The sequence below is a fragment of the Mycobacterium sp. NGS24 genome, from assembly GCF_059813065.1.
Map to the genome: position 1 here is coordinate 131,435 of NZ_JCALDW010000011.1, position 15,465 is coordinate 146,899.

A 15,465-nucleotide genomic window follows, 5' to 3' on the forward strand; every position below is an offset into this window, starting at 1 on the left:
CCGAAGCAGTATCGAGGCGGGAGCTGTAGCAGTGGCCAAACGGTTGGACCTCAACGAGGTCAACATCTACTACGGGTCGTTTCACGCGGTCGCAGACGTGTCATTGTCGGTGCTGCCGCGCAGCGTGACGGCGTTCATCGGCCCGTCCGGCTGCGGCAAGACGACCGTGCTGCGCACGCTCAACCGGATGCACGAGGTCATCCCGGGTGCACGGGTCGAAGGCAGCGTGTTGCTCGACGACGAGAACATCTACGGCACCCGCATCGATCCGGTGGGAGTGCGCCGCGCCATCGGAATGGTGTTTCAGCGGCCGAATCCGTTCCCCGCCATGTCGATTCGCGACAACGTGGTGGCCGGTCTGAAGCTGCAGGGCGTGCGCAACCGCAAGCTGCTGGCCGAGACCGCCGAGCATTCACTGCGCGGCGCCAACCTGTGGGACGAGGTCAAGAACCGGCTGGACAAACCGGGCGGCGGATTGTCCGGTGGGCAGCAGCAGCGGCTGTGTATCGCCCGGGCCATCGCCGTCCAGCCCGACGTTTTGCTGATGGATGAGCCGTGTTCGGCTCTGGACCCCATCTCGACGATGGCGATCGAAGAACTGATCAGCGAACTCAAGCAGGACTACACCATCGTCATCGTCACCCACAACATGCAGCAGGCCGCGCGGGTCAGCGATCAGACGGCGTTCTTCAACCTGGAGGCCACCGGCAAGCCCGGCCGTTTGGTGGAGATCGACGACACCGAGAAGATCTTCTCCAACCCGAGCCAGAAGGCCACCGAAGACTACATCTCCGGCCGATTCGGCTGAGGTCGACTACAGCGTGCCGGTGGCCTGGAAAATGACCCGCCGGGCCACCTCGACCGCATGGTCGGCGAAGCGTTCGTAGAACCGGCCCAGCAGGGTCACGTCGACGGCGGCGGCCACACCGTGCTTCCACTCCCGGTCCATCAGCACGCTGAACAGGTGCCGGTGCAGGTCGTCCATCGCGTCGTCTTCTTCGCGGATCCGCGCGGCCTTCTCAGGATCGCGGGATATCAGCACCTCTTGCGCGCTGTTGCCCAATTCGACTGCGACACGGCCCATCTCGGCGAAGTAGCCGTTGACCACTTCGGGTAGCGCGTGCTGGGGATGGCGACGCCGAGCGATCTTGGCGACGTGCAGGGCCAGCGCCCCCATCCGGTCGATATCCGCCACGATCTGGATTGCACTGACGATGGACCTCAGGTCCCCGGCGACCGGCGCCTGCAGCGCCAGCAGTACGAAGGCGCTCTCCTCCGCCTGCGTGCTGAGCGCCGAGATCTGTTCGTGGTCGGTGATCACCTGTTCGGCCAGCACCAGATCGGCCTGCAGGAGCGATTGCGTAGCACGCTCCATTGCCATCCCGGCCAGCCCGCACATCTGACCGAGGCGCTCAGAAAGTTCCGTGAGCTGCTCGTGGTAAGCGGTCCGCATGGGTAGAGCCTACGTTCTAGCGGCCGGAATCGGAGTGAAGCACCGCACGTCCTGCTACTCGCACGTGGTGTCCGCGGCGTTGGTCACCGTCAGGTCCTCCGGCAGCCTGGTCGGAGTGCTGCCGGACGCGCGACTGATCTGCATGCTCACCGAGGAGCCGCTGGGCGGCGGCGTGTTCACCGCGTTGAAGTCCGAGCCGATGACCACCTGAACCACCGAGCCTATTCCGGTGACCCGTTCCACCTTCGAGTTTCCGAAGGCGGCGGCGACCGTCGCCGCGGCCTGCTCGTTGCCCGGCGAGAAGAACACCGTGGTGGCCTTCAACGTGTTGGGGTAGTCGTCGGGCGTCATGACGTTGAACCCGTTGCGTTTGAGCTGGCCGGCGGCGGTGGCGGCCAACCCGGTGGTGCCGGTGCCGTTGGACACCTGCACGGTGACCTCTTGCGGCGAGGTCGTGATGACCTGCTCCCGGCGCGTCTCGTTGGTCGGAGTCGCCTCCGGCGCCTTGCTGGCGGTCGAGGGTGTGGTGGTGGTCCCCGACGTGCGCGGCCGGAGCGTCTGCGCGTTGTGGTCGTTCTCCAGCGGCAACGGATCGTCGTTGATGATCGCTGTGAACAACGCCTTCATGTCGGCCGTGCGCGGCGGCTCGTTGCCGTCCTGGTCGGTGATCCCGGTCGGAACGGTCACGAAGGTGACATGCCCGGCCGCCATGTGCTGCAGTGATCGACCCAGCTCGACGAGGTCCTTGGTCTTGACGTTGTCGACGTAGCTGTTGCCGATGAACATGTTGACGACGTTGTTGAGCTTGTTCAGGTCCATCAGCGTGTCTTCGGAGATCATCGTTCGCAGCAGCGACGACAAGAACAGCTGTTGACGCTTGATGCGACCGTAGTCGCCGTTGCTCTCGGTGGTGACCTGGCGCGCGCGCACATAGTTCAGCGCGGTGGGCCCGTCGATGATCTGGCGTCCGGCGTGGTCGAGGACGGTGCCCAGCTCGTAGTCCTTCAACGCCGTGGTGCTGCACACCTCGACGCCGCCGAGAGCCTCGACCATGCGCCCGAAGCCGACGAAGTCGATGGCGATGAACCGGTTGACGCTCAAGCCGGAGAGCTTCTGGATGACTTTGACCAGACACTTGGGCCCGCCGAAGGAGAACGCCGAGTTCAGTTTGGTCTCGGTGTAGACCATGCGCGGACCCGTCTTGCCGGTCTTCGGGTCGTAGATGGGGCCGTACTTACCCGTCTCGGGGTTCCAGGCTTCGCACTGGATCGGATTGATCGCCAGGTCGCGGGGAAACGACACCGCTACCACTCGTTTGCGGTCGGCCGGGATGTTGACCAGCATCACGGTGTCGGACCGGGCGCCGCCCGCATCCTCGGTATCGCCGGCCCCGACGTTGGCGTTGGCACCCAGGCGGGAGTCCATGCCGACGATCAGGAAGTTCTCGTCGCCGTATTGGGCATTGGGGTCGACGATGTCCGCCGATTGCGGATCCAGCGCACTCACGGTGTTCAACCGGTTGTTCTTCGATGCGCTCCACTGGTAGGCGCCACCGGTCATCACCAGAGCCAGCACCGCGACGACGGCGACCGCGGCGCGGCCCGCAATCAACAGGCCGCGGTGGTTCCGCCGCTTCGCCTCGCGCGTTCTCGGGCCGTTGTCCTTGGCCGCGGAGATCCTTCGGAATCGTTTGCGTCGCGGCTTTGCCGAGTCGGCGTCTTCGTCGTCGGGGTCGAGCGGGTAATGGGCGGACCCCAGGTCGGGCAGCTCCGACTGCAGTTGCAGCGAGTAGGCGGGGATGGGAAGGATCTGGGTGTCGGTCAGGTCGTCTCGGTCGGGTGCTTCGTCGGATTGCGGCACGGGCCGCTGGACTTCGGCAACCTCGGGCGATGCCGGCGCCGCCGGCTCTTCTTCGGGCTCGTCAGCGACCTGCGGCTCGTCAGCGTCCTCGGGCTCCCCGGCGACGTGATGGTGCCGCGGGCGCTCGGAAACAGTCGCACCGAGCTTGGCGATCAGATCGGCGACACTGAGCGGGCCGCGGTCGTGGCCGGCCGCGGTGTCGGCCTGTTCCGGACGCTGGTCAGTCTCGACGGCTGGGGGTTTGCCAGACCATCGGCACAGGTCCTCATCCACTGCAGATTCGGTGAAGCGCTCCCACGGCGCGGCGCCTGGCATTGCCGACGCTTCTGCGGTAAGCCAGTCATCATCGCGGCCGGAGCTGCGCGGGAGGCCGGGAGTGGCGTCCTTTTCGCCGTCACTCATTCTTTGTTGGCCTCCGAACGTGCGCATGAGTAGGCGCAGCACCATCGGACAAGTGCCGCGCAACTGCAGTAGGGCTCATATCGTACTGATTTCTTGGCCGAGGCGCGATTTCAGTAGCGTCTCGGTTCGGCTACCCGAACTCAGCCGCCGGAGTGCATGACGTCGGCGCCCTGGGGCACCCGGCAGTCTTCGGGGTCCTCCAGCCAGCCCGCTGGGAGCGCCACCTTGGCTGCCGACCCCTGCCGACCGCGTGGGCCACTGCCGACCTCCGGGAAGGGGACGCTGCCGTCCAGGCGTTCCAGCAGTTCGTCGAGTTCGTCGAGGGACGTGACCAGGGCCAATGCCCGTCGTAGGTCGGACCCGGCCGGGAAGCCGTGCAGATACCATCCGACGTGCTTGCGGATGTCGCGCATGCCCTTGTCCTCGCCGAAATGCGCGGTCAGTAGCACGCCGTGCCGGCGGATGATGTCGGCGACTTCGCCGAGGGTGGGCGGGGTCGGCGCCGGGCGGCCGGTGAAAGCTGCCGACAACTCGGCGAAGAGCCAGGGCCGGCCGAGACAGCCGCGGCCGATCACCACCCCGTCGCAGCCGGTGCTCGCCATCATGGCCAGGGCGTCGCTGGCGTCGTAGATGTCGCCGTTGCCCAGCACCGGGATCGTGCGCACCTGCTGCTTGAGCGCGGCGATCTGCTCCCAGTCGGCGGTGCCCGAGTAACGCTGCGCGGCGGTGCGGGCGTGCAGCGCCACCGCTGCGGCGCCTTCGGCTTCGGCGATCCGTCCCGCGTCCAGGTGGGTGTGGTGCTCGTCGTCGATCCCGATGCGGAACTTCACCGTCACCGGGATACCGCTGCCCGCGGTGGCGCGCACCGCGGCGGCGACGATGCGGCCGAACAGCCGCCGTTTGAACGGCAGGGCCGCCCCGCCGCCGCGCCTGGTCACCTTGGGCACCGGGCAACCGAAATTCATGTCGATGTGGTCGGCCAACCCCTCGTCGGCGATCATTTTCGCCGCGGCGTAGGTGGTGTCCGGGTCGACGGTGTAGAGCTGCAGCGAGCGCGGTGACTCGTCCGGCGCAAAGGTCGTCATGTGCATGGTGACCGGGTGGCGCTCGACGAGCGCGCGGGCGGTCACCATCTCGCACACATACAACCCGCTCACCGTGCCGACTTTGGCCAGCTCCTGTTCCCGGCACAGGGTGCGGAACGCGGTATTGGTCACGCCGGCCATGGGTGCCAGCACCACCGGGCTGGCCAGCGTGATCGGACCGATACGCAAGACCCCTACCGGCGACTCATCGTCAGCTTGCCCGCGGTCTGGTGCAGTTCGAACGCAGTGGTCCTCTTGCCGGTGCGGAGCTCCCGGTCGAGTTGACGCTGCTTGGACACCTCGAACTTGTCGCAGGACTGCTCGAGTTCCTTGATCAACAGGGCCAGGTCGTCGCGCAGCGCGGCCGCCTCGCCGGTGATGTCCTCGCGCTCGAAGAACCGCCACTTCTTCAGCACCGGCATCACCACGTCGTCGAGGTGGATGCGGGGGTCGTAGACGCCGCCGACGGCGATGAACACGGCCTTGCGACGGAATTCCGGAACCTGGAAGCCGGGCATCTGGAAGTTGCGCAGGATCTTGTGCAGCGACTTCGTTGCCTGGTTGGGGCAGATCTCGAAACCGGCCTCGCTGACGTCGCGGTAGAAGATCATGTGCAGGTTCTCGTCGGCGGAGATCTTGGCCAGCATCTGATCGGCGACGGGCTCGTTGCAGGCCTTGCCGGTGTTGCGGTGCGAAATCCGGGTGGCCAGTTCCTGGAACGTGACGTAGATGACGGAGTCGAAGAGGCTCTCGGCGAACAGGTCGTCGCGGACCTGGTGGTTCTGGCCTGGGCTGAAGCCCCGGTTGACCACCTCCATGCGCAGCTTCTCCAGCTCATAGGGGTCGACCGCACGAGTCACCACCAGGTAGTCGCGCAGCGCGATGCCGTGCCGGTTCTCCTCGGCGGTCCACCGGTTGACCCAGTGTCCCCATGGTCCGTCCAAGCCGAAGTTCATGGCGATTTCGCGGTGATACGACGGCAGGTTGTCTTCGGTCATCAGGTTCTGGACCATCGCCACCTGCGCGAGGTCGGACAGCTTGCTTTCCTCGGGATCCCAGTCCTGCCCGCCGAGAGCGTAGAAATTCTTGCCATCCGACCACGGAATGTAGTCGTGCGGGTTCCAGTCCTTGTGCATCTTCTCGTGCCGGTTGATGTACTTCTCGACGACCGGCTCGAGCTCGTGCAAAAGCTGCAGGTTGGTCAGCTCGGCTGACATGATCCCTCCAGTTATCTGTGTCTTTGGGTTGCAGTCAATATATCTGTGTCTATCAGTAGCATCAAGTTTCTCGGCGGTGTGGCGTATCACGCTCGCGTCACATTCGAAACGGGTGCCCGAGGGCGTCCGGCGCTAATCCTGGGCAGCGTCGCCGGCGGGGAAATCAGCCAGCGGTACGTAGGTAGCGGCCGTGCTGAGCAGCATGTCGACGCAGTAGTCGATGAACTGTTCGCGACTGGCGCCCAGCTGCCCGCTCAGGTAGGCGGTGAACAATCCGGTCAGCGCGCCGATCAGGCTGGTGGCGACCAGTTTCTGGACGACGGGGTCAGCGATGCGGGACAACTTGCGCTGCAGCAGGGCGATGAAGTTGGGCATCCACTCCGCGCCGGACTGGGTCAGTATCGGCTCCACCGCGGGAGCCAGCAGCAACACCCGGCCGCGCACCGGGTCGTCGACCATCAGTGCGACGAATTGCTCGACGGCTTCGCGTGGCGTTTTCGCTGAGGTGAGAGCGGCCATCGCCTTGGTGCAGACGTCGTCGTAGACGGCGCGGACAAACTGGTCGCGGTCGGCGAAGCTCTCGTAGAAGTAGCGCTCGGTCAAACCGGCTTTCCGGCAGACGGCGCGCACAGTGAGCGCCGGGCCGTGTTCCCCGCCGAGTAACTGCACGCCCGCGGCGACCAGGTCGTCACGGCGCAGGGCATGGCGGTCCTGCACGGGAACACCCGACCAGCGCCCCCGCCGTTGACCCCCCTGCACTTCTGCTCCTAAGATTGATTCTGACAACGCGCGTAGTCAGAATGGTCGAGAACCGAGGTTGAACACTTGTGACTCAAGATACGTCTGCCGGCTGCCCGCTGACCAGCGATGATGCCCCATCCGATGAGGTGGTGGCCGCCGGTTGTCCGGTGTCGTCCGGCTACGACGCGCCGCCGACCCCGCTCGGCCCGGATTCGCTGACCTGGAAGTATTTCGGCGACTGGCGCGGCATATTGCAGGGCCCGTTCGCCGGGTCCATGCAGAACATGCACCCCCAACTGGGTGCGGCGGTCGAACAACACTCGACGTTTTTCCAAGAGCCGTTGCCGCGGGTCTTGCGGTCGCTGTACCCGATCGGCGGGGTGGTCTTCGACGGTGACCGGGCGCCGACGACGGGCGCCGAGGTGCGCGACTACCACATCGGCATCAAGGGTGTCGACGATCAGGGGCGGCGCTACCACGCGCTGAATCCCGACGTCTTTTATTGGGCGCACTCAACATTTTTCATGGGCACCATCCTGGTGGCCGAGCGGTTCGGCGACGGACTGTCCGAGGCGGACAAACGCCAACTGTTCGACGAGCACATCCAGTGGTACCGCATGTACGGCATGAGCATGCGGCCGGTGCCCAAGACCTGGGAGGAGTTCCAGGACTATTGGGATCACATGTGCCGCAACGTGTTAGAAGACAACTATGCGACGCGCGCCGTACTCGATCTGACGATCTACGACAAGCCGCCGATCGCGCCCTGGATTCCGGATCGGGTGTGGGCAGCGCTGACCAGGCTGTCCCGGCCGATGTTCGTCTGGCTCACGCTCGGCTTCTACCATCCGGCTGTGCGGGAACGGTTGGGTTATCAGTGGTCTGCCCGCGACGAGTGGCTGCATCGGCGCTTCGGGAACCTGGTGCGGGCCATCTTCGCCTTCGTCCCGCCCAGATACCGCAAGCATCCGCGGGCCCGCGCCGGTCTGGATCGTGCCAGCGGGCGCATTCCGGCCGACGCGCCGCTGCCTCAGACGGCCGCGCGCAATCTGCCGCCGCTGGAGCGGCGCGGCAGCCCCAATCACTACTGCCCTGAGGTCTGACCGGATCCGCTCACTCCGGCAGGGCGGTTGCCTGACGCTGCCCGTCGTTGCGGTCCTGCCAGAGCCGGTAGACGTCGACCGCGGCGTCGCGCGGCTCGTACCGCATGGGCAGTCGCCGGTCCTGCCAGTCTTTGGCGAATTCGTCGTAGAAGGTGGCCAGTTCGAAGTATTTGCGGTCGTCGACGTAGTGCGGTTCGTAGGCATCGCGGGTGGTGAGGAAGACGACCTCATCAGGTGAGCAGTAGTAGAGCGAGCCCAGGCACATCGGGCAGGGATGGGCCAGCACGTAGATGGTGGTGCCGACCAGGTGCTCGGTGCCCAGCCTGGTGCAGGCGTCGCGGATCGCCAAGATCTCGGCGTGTGCGGTCGGGTCGCTGGTCTGAGCCACCTTGTTGGCGCTCTCGGCGAGGACTTCGCCGTCCTTGACGATCACGGTCGCGAACGGGCGACCACCTTCTTCGACGTTGCGGCGCGCGAGATCGATGGTGCGTTGGGCGAAGTCGGTCACAGATCGCAGCGTAGTCCCGATCGTGCCGGTCTCGACCGAACGTGATACTAACTAGATTATCTATATTTTTTGCTGAGGGGAGTTGGTCGTGCGTAGCGATCGCGATCGTTGGGATTTGGCTACGAGTGTCGGCGCGACGGCCACCATGGTCGCGGCTCAGCGTGCGCTGGCCTCCGAGCGTGCCCTTATCGACGACCCGTTCGCCGCGCCCCTGGTGCGTGCGGCCGGCCTCGACGTCTATGTCCGGCTGGTGAACGGCGAGATTCCCGCCGACGCCGAGGCCGGGTTCGATCCAGACCGGATGGCCCAGGGAATGGCCTGTCGCACAAGGTTTTACGATGATTTCTTCCTGGACGCCGCCCGCAGCGGGATCGCACAGTTCGTGATCCTGGCCTCCGGCCTGGACGCGCGCGCCTACCGGCTGCCGTGGCCGGCCGGCACCGTCGTCTACGAGGTCGACATGCCTGAGGTGATCGACTTCAAGACGCGGACGCTCAGCGAGTTGGGTGCCGAGCCGACCGCAGAACGCCGGACCGTTTCGGTCGACCTGCGCGACGACTGGGCAGCGGCACTGCGCGCGGCGGGTTTCGACGCCCAGGCGCCGGCGGCCTGGAGCGCGGAAGGACTGTTGGTCTACCTGCCCGGCGACGCGCAGGACGCGTTGTTCGACAACATCACCGCGTTGAGCGCGCCCGGCAGCCGGCTGGCTTTCGAGTTCGTACCCGACACCCGGATCTTCGAGGACCGGCGGTGGCGGGAACACTACGACCGGATGGCCGAACTCGGGTTCGAGGTCGATTTCAACGACCTCGTCTACCACGCCGAGCGCAGCCACATCCTCGATCATCTGTCCGGCGAGGGGTGGCAGACGTCGTCGCGCACCGTCAAGGAACTGCAGGATGCCAACGGCTTCGCCTACCCCGACGACGAACTCTCCCAGGCGTTCGCCGACATGACCTACAGCAGCGCGGTGCTGGGGTCGTAGAGCGCTACTGCTGCCCGCGCAGCAGATCGTCCTTGAGGCGCGTGGTCAGCATGTCCTGGAAGACCGTCTGCGCCGGGGCATACAGATCCCGGAAGGTCGAGAGCAGCGCCTCGCGGTTGTACTCGGGGATCGCGCCGGTGGGCGGCGTCCAGAAGCTGTCGATATCCATCAGGAAGAACTGGCCCGTCCCGGCCGGTGCCACCCGGCGCAGGTGGTAGCTCTGGTCGAGGGCCTGGCCGACCCCCGGCCCGTACCGGACGATCAGCGACCTGCCGGGCTGTGCCTCCCGGAAGACGCCCGCGCCCTGCCATTCGGTGAGCGTCAGCCCGCCGGGAGCCAGCCGCTGCGGCCCCAGCAGGCTTTCGTCGATCCAGTTGGTCCATTCGATGCGGCCGTCGACGCCGGCGGGTACCCGGATCTCCAGGACGTAGCGCAACCCGATGCGCTCGACGCCGACAATCGAGGAAATGCGCGAGCGGGCGTCCACCACGCGCATCGCAACGTCGAGGAACGTGTCGAAATTGGTGTAGGCGGTGGTCTCTACGACGATCGCCTGGTTCTTCAGCGACGCCGCCGTGGTGTTCTCGCGGTTGGAATAGCGCACGAAGCGGTCGGCGACGGGCTGCGGGGGCTGGCCGGGAGCCGTCATACCCCACTGGACGTCCTGTGCCTGGCGCTCGATCGGCAGGTCGGCGAGCAGTTGTTGCTTCAGCTCGCGGCTCGCCGATTCGGTGAGGGTCTCTGCGGCCGGATGACGAATTTCCAGCGTAACCAGGGCTACGGGGGCGTTTGGTTGGGCATCAACGGAAGTCACGTCCGGAAGCATAGCCGCGAGCATAACCGTGCGGGGCGGCATTCGAACGGTGCGCCCAACTTCGCGTCGGCAGCGGGACGTGACCAGCGCCGCGGTGCCCCCAGCAGGGCTCGAACCTGCGACCTGCGGATTAAAAGTCCGTAGCTCTACCAACTGAGCTATAGGGGCGTGGAGACTCAGGATACTGGGTGGCCGGTTGGGCCTCGTTTGAGGATTGGGCCCGGGGTGCCCTAAGCTGACTTGGCTCCCAACGGTGATCTCGTTGCGAGTGCCCCGGAGAGATTCGGTTCTGGCCCCCTTCGTCTAGCGGCCTAGGACGCCGCCCTTTCAAGGCGGTAGCGCGGGTTCGAATCCCGTAGGGGGTACTTGCGACGCGGGTGACCGCGGAGCAGAGCAAGGCCCTGTGGCGCAGTTGGTTAGCGCGCCGCCCTGTCACGGCGGAGGTCGCGGGTTCGAGTCCCGTCAGGGTCGCCAGCACGGCGAGGCACACGCTGCCTGCCGGCTTCCGGCCAGGTAGCTCAGTCGGTACGAGCGTCCGCCTGAAAAGCGGAAGGTCGGCGGTTCGATCCCGCCCCTGGCCACTTCAGAGGTCCAACGCATGAAGATCCACCGCCAGTTCGCCTGGATCCCCCGAAAGGACCTCCTTGCGACCCTGGATCGGTGGCTGAGTAGGCGGTGACGCCCACTCGTTGTGGCGCTCCCCGGTTGTTGTTGTTCGTCGTTCACAGCGTCCCGTCCCCATCGGCGGAGATCCCGAAGATCCGCCGGAAAGAATCCTCGCCGTAGCTGGTGGCTTCGGGCCTGCCGGCGGTCAACCGGAACGTCCGCGAACCATCGGTGCGCCGCTCGGCCCGCAGAAACAGGTCAGTCGGATCCTGACGCGCGTACAGACTGTCCGCGAGGTCGTAGAGGTGGGTCACGAAGAACACCCTGACTCCGCTTTCGACCATGGCGTGCACGATGCCCCGCGCGATCTGAGATCCTTCGAGCTCGTTGGTCGAGGCGAACGACTCGTTGCACAGCAGCAGCGACCCCGGCCCCATGTGCTCGACCATCGCGCTGAGCCGGGCCAATTCCTCCTCGAGCTTGCCGTGCCGCAGGCTGGCATCCTCTTCCCGCTTGAAATGGGTGAAAACACCGTCGCGGACGTTGGCACTGAACGCCGCTGCGGCGACGAACATGCCCGCCTGCATCATCAACTGGGCGACACCCACGCTGCGCAAGAAAGTCGACTTACCGCCTTCATTGGCCCCGGTGATGACGATCAAGTTCTTGCCGTCGGCGTCGACGTCGTTTCCGGTGATTTTCCTCGTGGTGGTCAGACAGAGTGCAACGTCGCGCAGACCCCGGGTGTCGAATTTGACCGTCCCGATCGGTGCTGGCACCGGAACACACAGCGGCACAGACCGTTTCGTCAGCGCATCATGCAGATTCAGGCAGCCGAGGTAGAACGCCAGTTCCAGCCGCAGGCGTCCGAAGAACGTCTGGAAATGTTCGGCTGCCTGGGTGACCACGCTGGCGACGTCGTTGACTGCCTGACCGGCCAGCTTGTCCAGCGCTTGCTCGCCGGCCATGTCCTCCTTATCGACGACGAACCCGTACCCGTCGCGGGAACCTCCGAGCGGCCTGCCCCACCGATTGCGCTGGGGCGGTTGGTGTAATTCGTGGTGTTCTCCTCGGTTGCCGAGTCCGAGCCGGGCGCTGAGCAACACCCCGCGGGGCAGATTCAATTCGGCCAGGTATTCCTCGAACCGGTCGAGATAGTCGTCGGGCATCAGTTCGGCGAGCATCGCGAAGAACTGCCCGAACCCGGCCGAACGGAACCGACCGGCTGATGCGTCGGCCAGACCACGCAGCCCTCTGAACGTGGTGACGAGCAGTTCCAGGATCCGGACCGAGCGGCGCAGCATCAACGCGGGGTCGCCTGAACTGAGACCGCCGAGAAACACCTTGTGTCGCAGCTCGATTCCTTCAACGGCGGAGGCGATGTCGTACATCTTCTGCACCACACCGCGATTGGCCAGGCAGTCAGCGAGCACCTGTTGGCGGTACCGGATGACCTCCGGCTCGCTCACGCTCCGTGGGACCACCTTCTTGGCGGTTTCCAGCAGAAAGGGATCGCCGGCTGCCATTGCGTCGTAGAGTCTGCCCAGCTCCAGGTCTTCTTCGGTGAGAATGCTGAGCCGCCAGGGCAATCGGGCCTTGAGGTCGAAATCCGACTCGGGATGGAGCAGGCGGACTTTCACCGGCCGATCCTCTGTCGCAGGGCCTGGTGGGTGAGTCCGTACTTGTTCGCCAGCGCGGCGGCGTAGGCCAAACCGTCCGCGGGTCGACGGGTGAACTTGAACGTCCGCCGCGCGGGGTCGTCGGGTGCAACCTCGCCCACCATGCTGACGCACGCGCGATCCACGCTGGCCAGCTGATCGAGGAAACTGACATAGACTGCAGTGCAACGTATTTCCACAATGCGCCGAACAACCTTCGTAGCGATCAGCAGAGCATCGTTGAGGGTGGTGGAGGCGAAGCTCTCGTTCAGGATGACCAGACTGGTGGCGGTGGCACTCGACAGGATCTCGTGGATCCGGACCAGTTCGTCCTCGAGTTTGCCGTGCAGGGTCGTCAGGCTCTCCTGTCGTTCGAAGTGCGTGTAGATCGTGTCGGGCACCGTGAACCTGGCATGTGCGGCGGGTACCGGGCAGCCGAGGGAGGCAAGATAGGCGCACTGGCCGATGGTCCGGGCGAAGGTGGTCTTGCCGCCCTGATTGGGGCCGGTGATGACCAGCACCCGTTCGGCCTCCGAGAACCGGAAATCGTTTCCCACCAACGGATGATCCGACTTGATCGCCAACGCGAGGTCGACGGCGTCGTCGGCGGCCAGCACCCCCGGCTCGGCGGTGACCTCGGGGTAGCTGAAGCGCAGGCCGGCTGCGGACATGCGACGCACGAAGGTCAGATAGTAGAGATAGAACCGAATTTCGTGGTCGAACCGGATCACGGTGGACTCGGTGAAGCCGGTGTTACGGCGGCAGAATTCCGCGAGCTGTTTGAATGCGTTCGGGTAGAGCTTCGCGACGCACTCGAGGATCTGCCGTTCAACGTGGTTCATGTCGGCCGAATCCCGGTGGGTGACGTGGTAATCGATCGCTTCTTCGGTCGCGAATCGCTCGAATGTCGCCACCGCGTCGGGACTGTAATCGGTTTGGCCGGAATACTTTTCGACGTGCACGCGGCGGTCTTGGATATGCACGGTGTAACGAACGTCATGCAACGCAGCCCGGACCGTCGAGGTATCGGCCAGCAGGCTCTGGAAGGTGTCGCTGTCGACGTATTCGGTTAAGTAGGAACAGAACTCGGACAATCCGCGAGAGGTCGGTGCTACTCGGCCGAGTGCCTGGCGCAGTGTCGCCACGGTTTCGCAGTAAGTCTGCACCGCGTAGATGAACCATCCTTGCCGCTGCAACGGATGTCGGAGTTCCCTCGCCTGCTCACGCCGGTGCCGCATCGTTCGCAGGCCGTTGACGAAATCCGTGATGGGCTGGCGAATGCGCTCGTCCTGCAGATCCCGGAACACCTGATGGCGGTGCTCGATGGCGGCGACATCGGGCAGCGGTTGGCGAAAGTATCGATCGACGTCGTCGGCTTGCCCCGCGTTGATGGCCGTGATGATTTCGTCGAGGTGCAGATCGAAGAGGCAATCGGGCGCCGCGTCTGCTCCCGTTGCGGCATCACCCGCTGGGAACAGGATGCTGAAGCGGGCCATCGAGCCCCCTTCGGTCGTGAGCATTGATGTCGGTGCGGAACGTGGGCCCGCGTCAGCTCAGTCTACGACCGACGGCAGCTGCAACTAGCTGGCCAAACCCGACCAGACAGGGCCTTGGGTGACCAGATCGGCGCCACCGGCCCCGGCCCACGTCGACTCCCTCGCCATCGTGGGGATCAAAGGGGCTCCGAAAATGTTGTTTCCGGAGAACACTTCTCCGGGGCAGCAGAACGCGCATAGAGCGGGTTTGAGCGTCGGATAACCGCACGCCGGGCAGACATGGGATGTCATGCGCGCTGCCTCCCTAGTGGACGTCTGTGGAACGAATCGCGTTTACCCCTCCTGAGGGTGTTCAAACCCTTCTGGCGCAACGGTTGCCGGACGAATCAACCGAATCAACATGCGTGTTATAAGCGGTTCGGTTCGGGGAACTCGCGTGTCAGGAGGTGCTCAACAGGAGCGCCGCTGTGCACAGGAGTTGAAATGATCGGAACTATTCTCATGGCCCTGGTTGTCGGCGCCATCATCGGTCTCGTGGCACGGCTGGTGATGCCGGGCCGGCAGAACGTCGGGTTGCTCATGACCGTGCTGCTCGGCGCTGCCGGCGGACTGCTCGGGTCCGTGGTGGCGAGCCAGTTCGGTTACCACAACGCCAATGGCGGAATCGCCTGGATTCCGTTCTTCATCGGTGTGGGCCTGGCCATCGTCTTCATTGCTGTCTACGAAGCCCTGACCGGTCGCCGTACCCGCACCGGCATGTTCCGCTAGTTCAAAAGTCCCCGGCCGCAACTCATTTGCGGTGGGACCGAATGGATGACGAGCGTAACGCTGCGGCGAAAAGTTGAGGGGAAATTTCGCCGCAGCGTTACGCTCGCATCCGTTTCAGCGTCGGTAGGCGGATAGATTTTGCGCCAGCTCCGCGAACAACGCCTGATTCAGGTTGAAGGCGATTTTCACTTCGTCCACCGCGCGACCGATTTCGTCGGTGTCGAGTCCGAGCCGGTCGAGGCGGGCGCGGTAGGCGTCCTTGTACGGCTTCGGCCGCATCGGAAACTCGTAGAACGACAGGCCGGCGCCATCCAGATCGAAGGTGCGGTTGAGAATCTTGCCGATGGCCTGTCCGCCGGACAGATCGCCGAGGTAGCGGGTGTAGTGGTGGGCCACCAGTTCGCCGCCCCACGAGGCGTCGGCCAACCGGTCGCGGTAGGCGCGCGCAGCGGGGGAGTCGACGTCGTGGCCCGCGCCCGGCGCCCAGTACTGCAGGTCCGTGTCGATAGCCTCGAGCCGCTCCAGCGCGGGATCGTAGACGGCAGCCACCAGTGGGTCTTCCCGGTGACTCCGCACCGCCCGCTCCAGGGCTTCGTAGATCATCCGCAACCGCAGCAGGTAGTCGGCGTAACCCTGACGGTTGACGCGGCCGGCGAGCAGTTCGGACACGTAGGGCGAGTGCTCGGCGGCCTCGTGCTCGGCGGTCGAACCTTCCTTCATCGCGACCGAGAAGGGTCGGACGGCCTCGGCGGTGCTGACTGACACGTTC

The 15,465-nt window shown here is 65.1% G+C and carries 14 protein-coding genes and 4 tRNA genes; 7 read left to right on the forward strand and 11 right to left on the reverse strand.

Annotated elements, in window-relative coordinates:
- The first annotated feature begins 31 nt into the window (after positions 1–31).
- Complete coding sequence (gene pstB / locus AC5Y6Y_RS16070) at positions 32–808, forward strand: phosphate ABC transporter ATP-binding protein PstB (RefSeq protein ID WP_463828473.1); 777 nt, start codon at positions 32–34, stop codon at positions 806–808.
- A 6-nt stretch (positions 809–814) separates the two neighbouring features.
- Here pstB and phoU read toward each other — a convergent pair whose 3' ends face one another.
- From phoU to AC5Y6Y_RS16095, 5 genes are all read right to left on the reverse strand, one after another.
- Positions 815–1,453, reverse strand: coding sequence for a phosphate signaling complex protein PhoU (phoU, locus tag AC5Y6Y_RS16075; RefSeq protein ID WP_463828474.1), 639 nt, complete (start codon positions 1,451–1,453; stop codon positions 815–817).
- A gap of 54 nt (positions 1,454–1,507) precedes the next feature.
- Complete coding sequence (locus AC5Y6Y_RS16080; RefSeq protein WP_499919516.1) at positions 1,508–3,628, reverse strand: LCP family protein; 2,121 nt, start codon at positions 3,626–3,628, stop codon at positions 1,508–1,510.
- A gap of 227 nt (positions 3,629–3,855) precedes the next feature.
- Positions 3,856–4,989 carry a tRNA dihydrouridine synthase DusB gene (dusB, locus tag AC5Y6Y_RS16085; RefSeq protein ID WP_499919482.1) on the reverse strand — a complete coding sequence of 378 codons (1,134 nt, stop codon included), beginning with the start codon at positions 4,987–4,989 and terminating at the stop codon, positions 3,856–3,858.
- A gap of 5 nt (positions 4,990–4,994) precedes the next feature.
- Positions 4,995–6,017: an acyl-ACP desaturase gene (locus tag AC5Y6Y_RS16090; protein ID WP_463828476.1), complete on the reverse strand. Its 1,023-nt coding sequence runs from the start codon at positions 6,015–6,017 to the stop codon at positions 4,995–4,997.
- Between the two features lie 132 nt (positions 6,018–6,149).
- A complete protein-coding gene (locus AC5Y6Y_RS16095) occupies positions 6,150–6,776 on the reverse strand; it encodes a TetR/AcrR family transcriptional regulator (RefSeq protein WP_499919483.1) in 627 nt (208 codons plus the stop codon).
- A 68-nt stretch (positions 6,777–6,844) separates the two neighbouring features.
- On the opposite strand from AC5Y6Y_RS16095, the gene AC5Y6Y_RS16100 reads away from it, so the two are divergent.
- Positions 6,845–7,861 carry an oxygenase MpaB family protein gene (locus AC5Y6Y_RS16100; RefSeq protein WP_499919485.1) on the forward strand — a complete coding sequence of 339 codons (1,017 nt, stop codon included), beginning with the start codon at positions 6,845–6,847 and terminating at the stop codon, positions 7,859–7,861.
- Positions 7,862–7,871: 10 nt separating this feature from the next.
- Here the strand turns inward: AC5Y6Y_RS16100 and AC5Y6Y_RS16105 are convergent, their stop codons facing one another.
- Positions 7,872–8,369: a nucleoside deaminase gene (locus AC5Y6Y_RS16105; RefSeq protein WP_463828479.1), complete on the reverse strand. Its 498-nt coding sequence runs from the start codon at positions 8,367–8,369 to the stop codon at positions 7,872–7,874.
- 145 nt (positions 8,370–8,514) lie between these two features.
- On the opposite strand from AC5Y6Y_RS16105, the gene AC5Y6Y_RS16110 reads away from it, so the two are divergent.
- Complete coding sequence (locus AC5Y6Y_RS16110; protein ID WP_463828510.1) at positions 8,515–9,354, forward strand: SAM-dependent methyltransferase; 840 nt, start codon at positions 8,515–8,517, stop codon at positions 9,352–9,354.
- Between the two features lie 4 nt (positions 9,355–9,358).
- Here the strand turns inward: AC5Y6Y_RS16110 and AC5Y6Y_RS16115 are convergent, their stop codons facing one another.
- Positions 9,359–10,168, reverse strand: coding sequence for a TIGR04255 family protein (locus AC5Y6Y_RS16115; protein WP_499919486.1), 810 nt, complete (start codon positions 10,166–10,168; stop codon positions 9,359–9,361).
- A gap of 95 nt (positions 10,169–10,263) precedes the next feature.
- Positions 10,264–10,336 (reverse strand) — tRNA-Lys (locus tag AC5Y6Y_RS16120).
- A gap of 124 nt (positions 10,337–10,460) precedes the next feature.
- Between AC5Y6Y_RS16120 and AC5Y6Y_RS16125 the strand changes: the two genes are divergently transcribed.
- The 3 genes from AC5Y6Y_RS16125 to AC5Y6Y_RS16135 all read left to right on the forward strand — a co-directional run bounded on the left by AC5Y6Y_RS16125 (position 10,461) and on the right by AC5Y6Y_RS16135 (position 10,749).
- Positions 10,461–10,533 (forward strand) — tRNA-Glu (locus AC5Y6Y_RS16125).
- 32 nt (positions 10,534–10,565) lie between these two features.
- Positions 10,566–10,642 (forward strand) — tRNA-Asp (locus AC5Y6Y_RS16130).
- A gap of 33 nt (positions 10,643–10,675) precedes the next feature.
- A tRNA-Phe gene (locus AC5Y6Y_RS16135) sits at positions 10,676–10,749 on the forward strand.
- A 141-nt stretch (positions 10,750–10,890) separates the two neighbouring features.
- Here AC5Y6Y_RS16135 and AC5Y6Y_RS16140 read toward each other — a convergent pair.
- Complete coding sequence (locus AC5Y6Y_RS16140) at positions 10,891–12,414, reverse strand: MutS-related protein (protein ID WP_499919487.1); 1,524 nt, start codon at positions 12,412–12,414, stop codon at positions 10,891–10,893.
- Positions 12,411–13,928: a MutS-related protein gene (locus tag AC5Y6Y_RS16145; protein ID WP_499930120.1), complete on the reverse strand. Its 1,518-nt coding sequence runs from the start codon at positions 13,926–13,928 to the stop codon at positions 12,411–12,413. The genes AC5Y6Y_RS16140 and AC5Y6Y_RS16145 overlap by 4 nt, the downstream gene beginning before the upstream one ends.
- Positions 13,929–14,411: 483 nt before the next feature.
- Here AC5Y6Y_RS16145 and AC5Y6Y_RS16150 point away from each other — a divergent pair, with 483 nt between their 5' ends.
- Complete coding sequence (locus AC5Y6Y_RS16150) at positions 14,412–14,696, forward strand: GlsB/YeaQ/YmgE family stress response membrane protein (protein ID WP_463828483.1); 285 nt, start codon at positions 14,412–14,414, stop codon at positions 14,694–14,696.
- A 114-nt stretch (positions 14,697–14,810) separates the two neighbouring features.
- On the opposite strand, the gene AC5Y6Y_RS16155 is transcribed toward AC5Y6Y_RS16150, so the two are convergent.
- Positions 14,811–15,461: a biliverdin-producing heme oxygenase gene (locus AC5Y6Y_RS16155; RefSeq protein WP_499919492.1), complete on the reverse strand. Its 651-nt coding sequence runs from the start codon at positions 15,459–15,461 to the stop codon at positions 14,811–14,813.
- Positions 15,462–15,465: the final 4 nt, after the last annotated feature.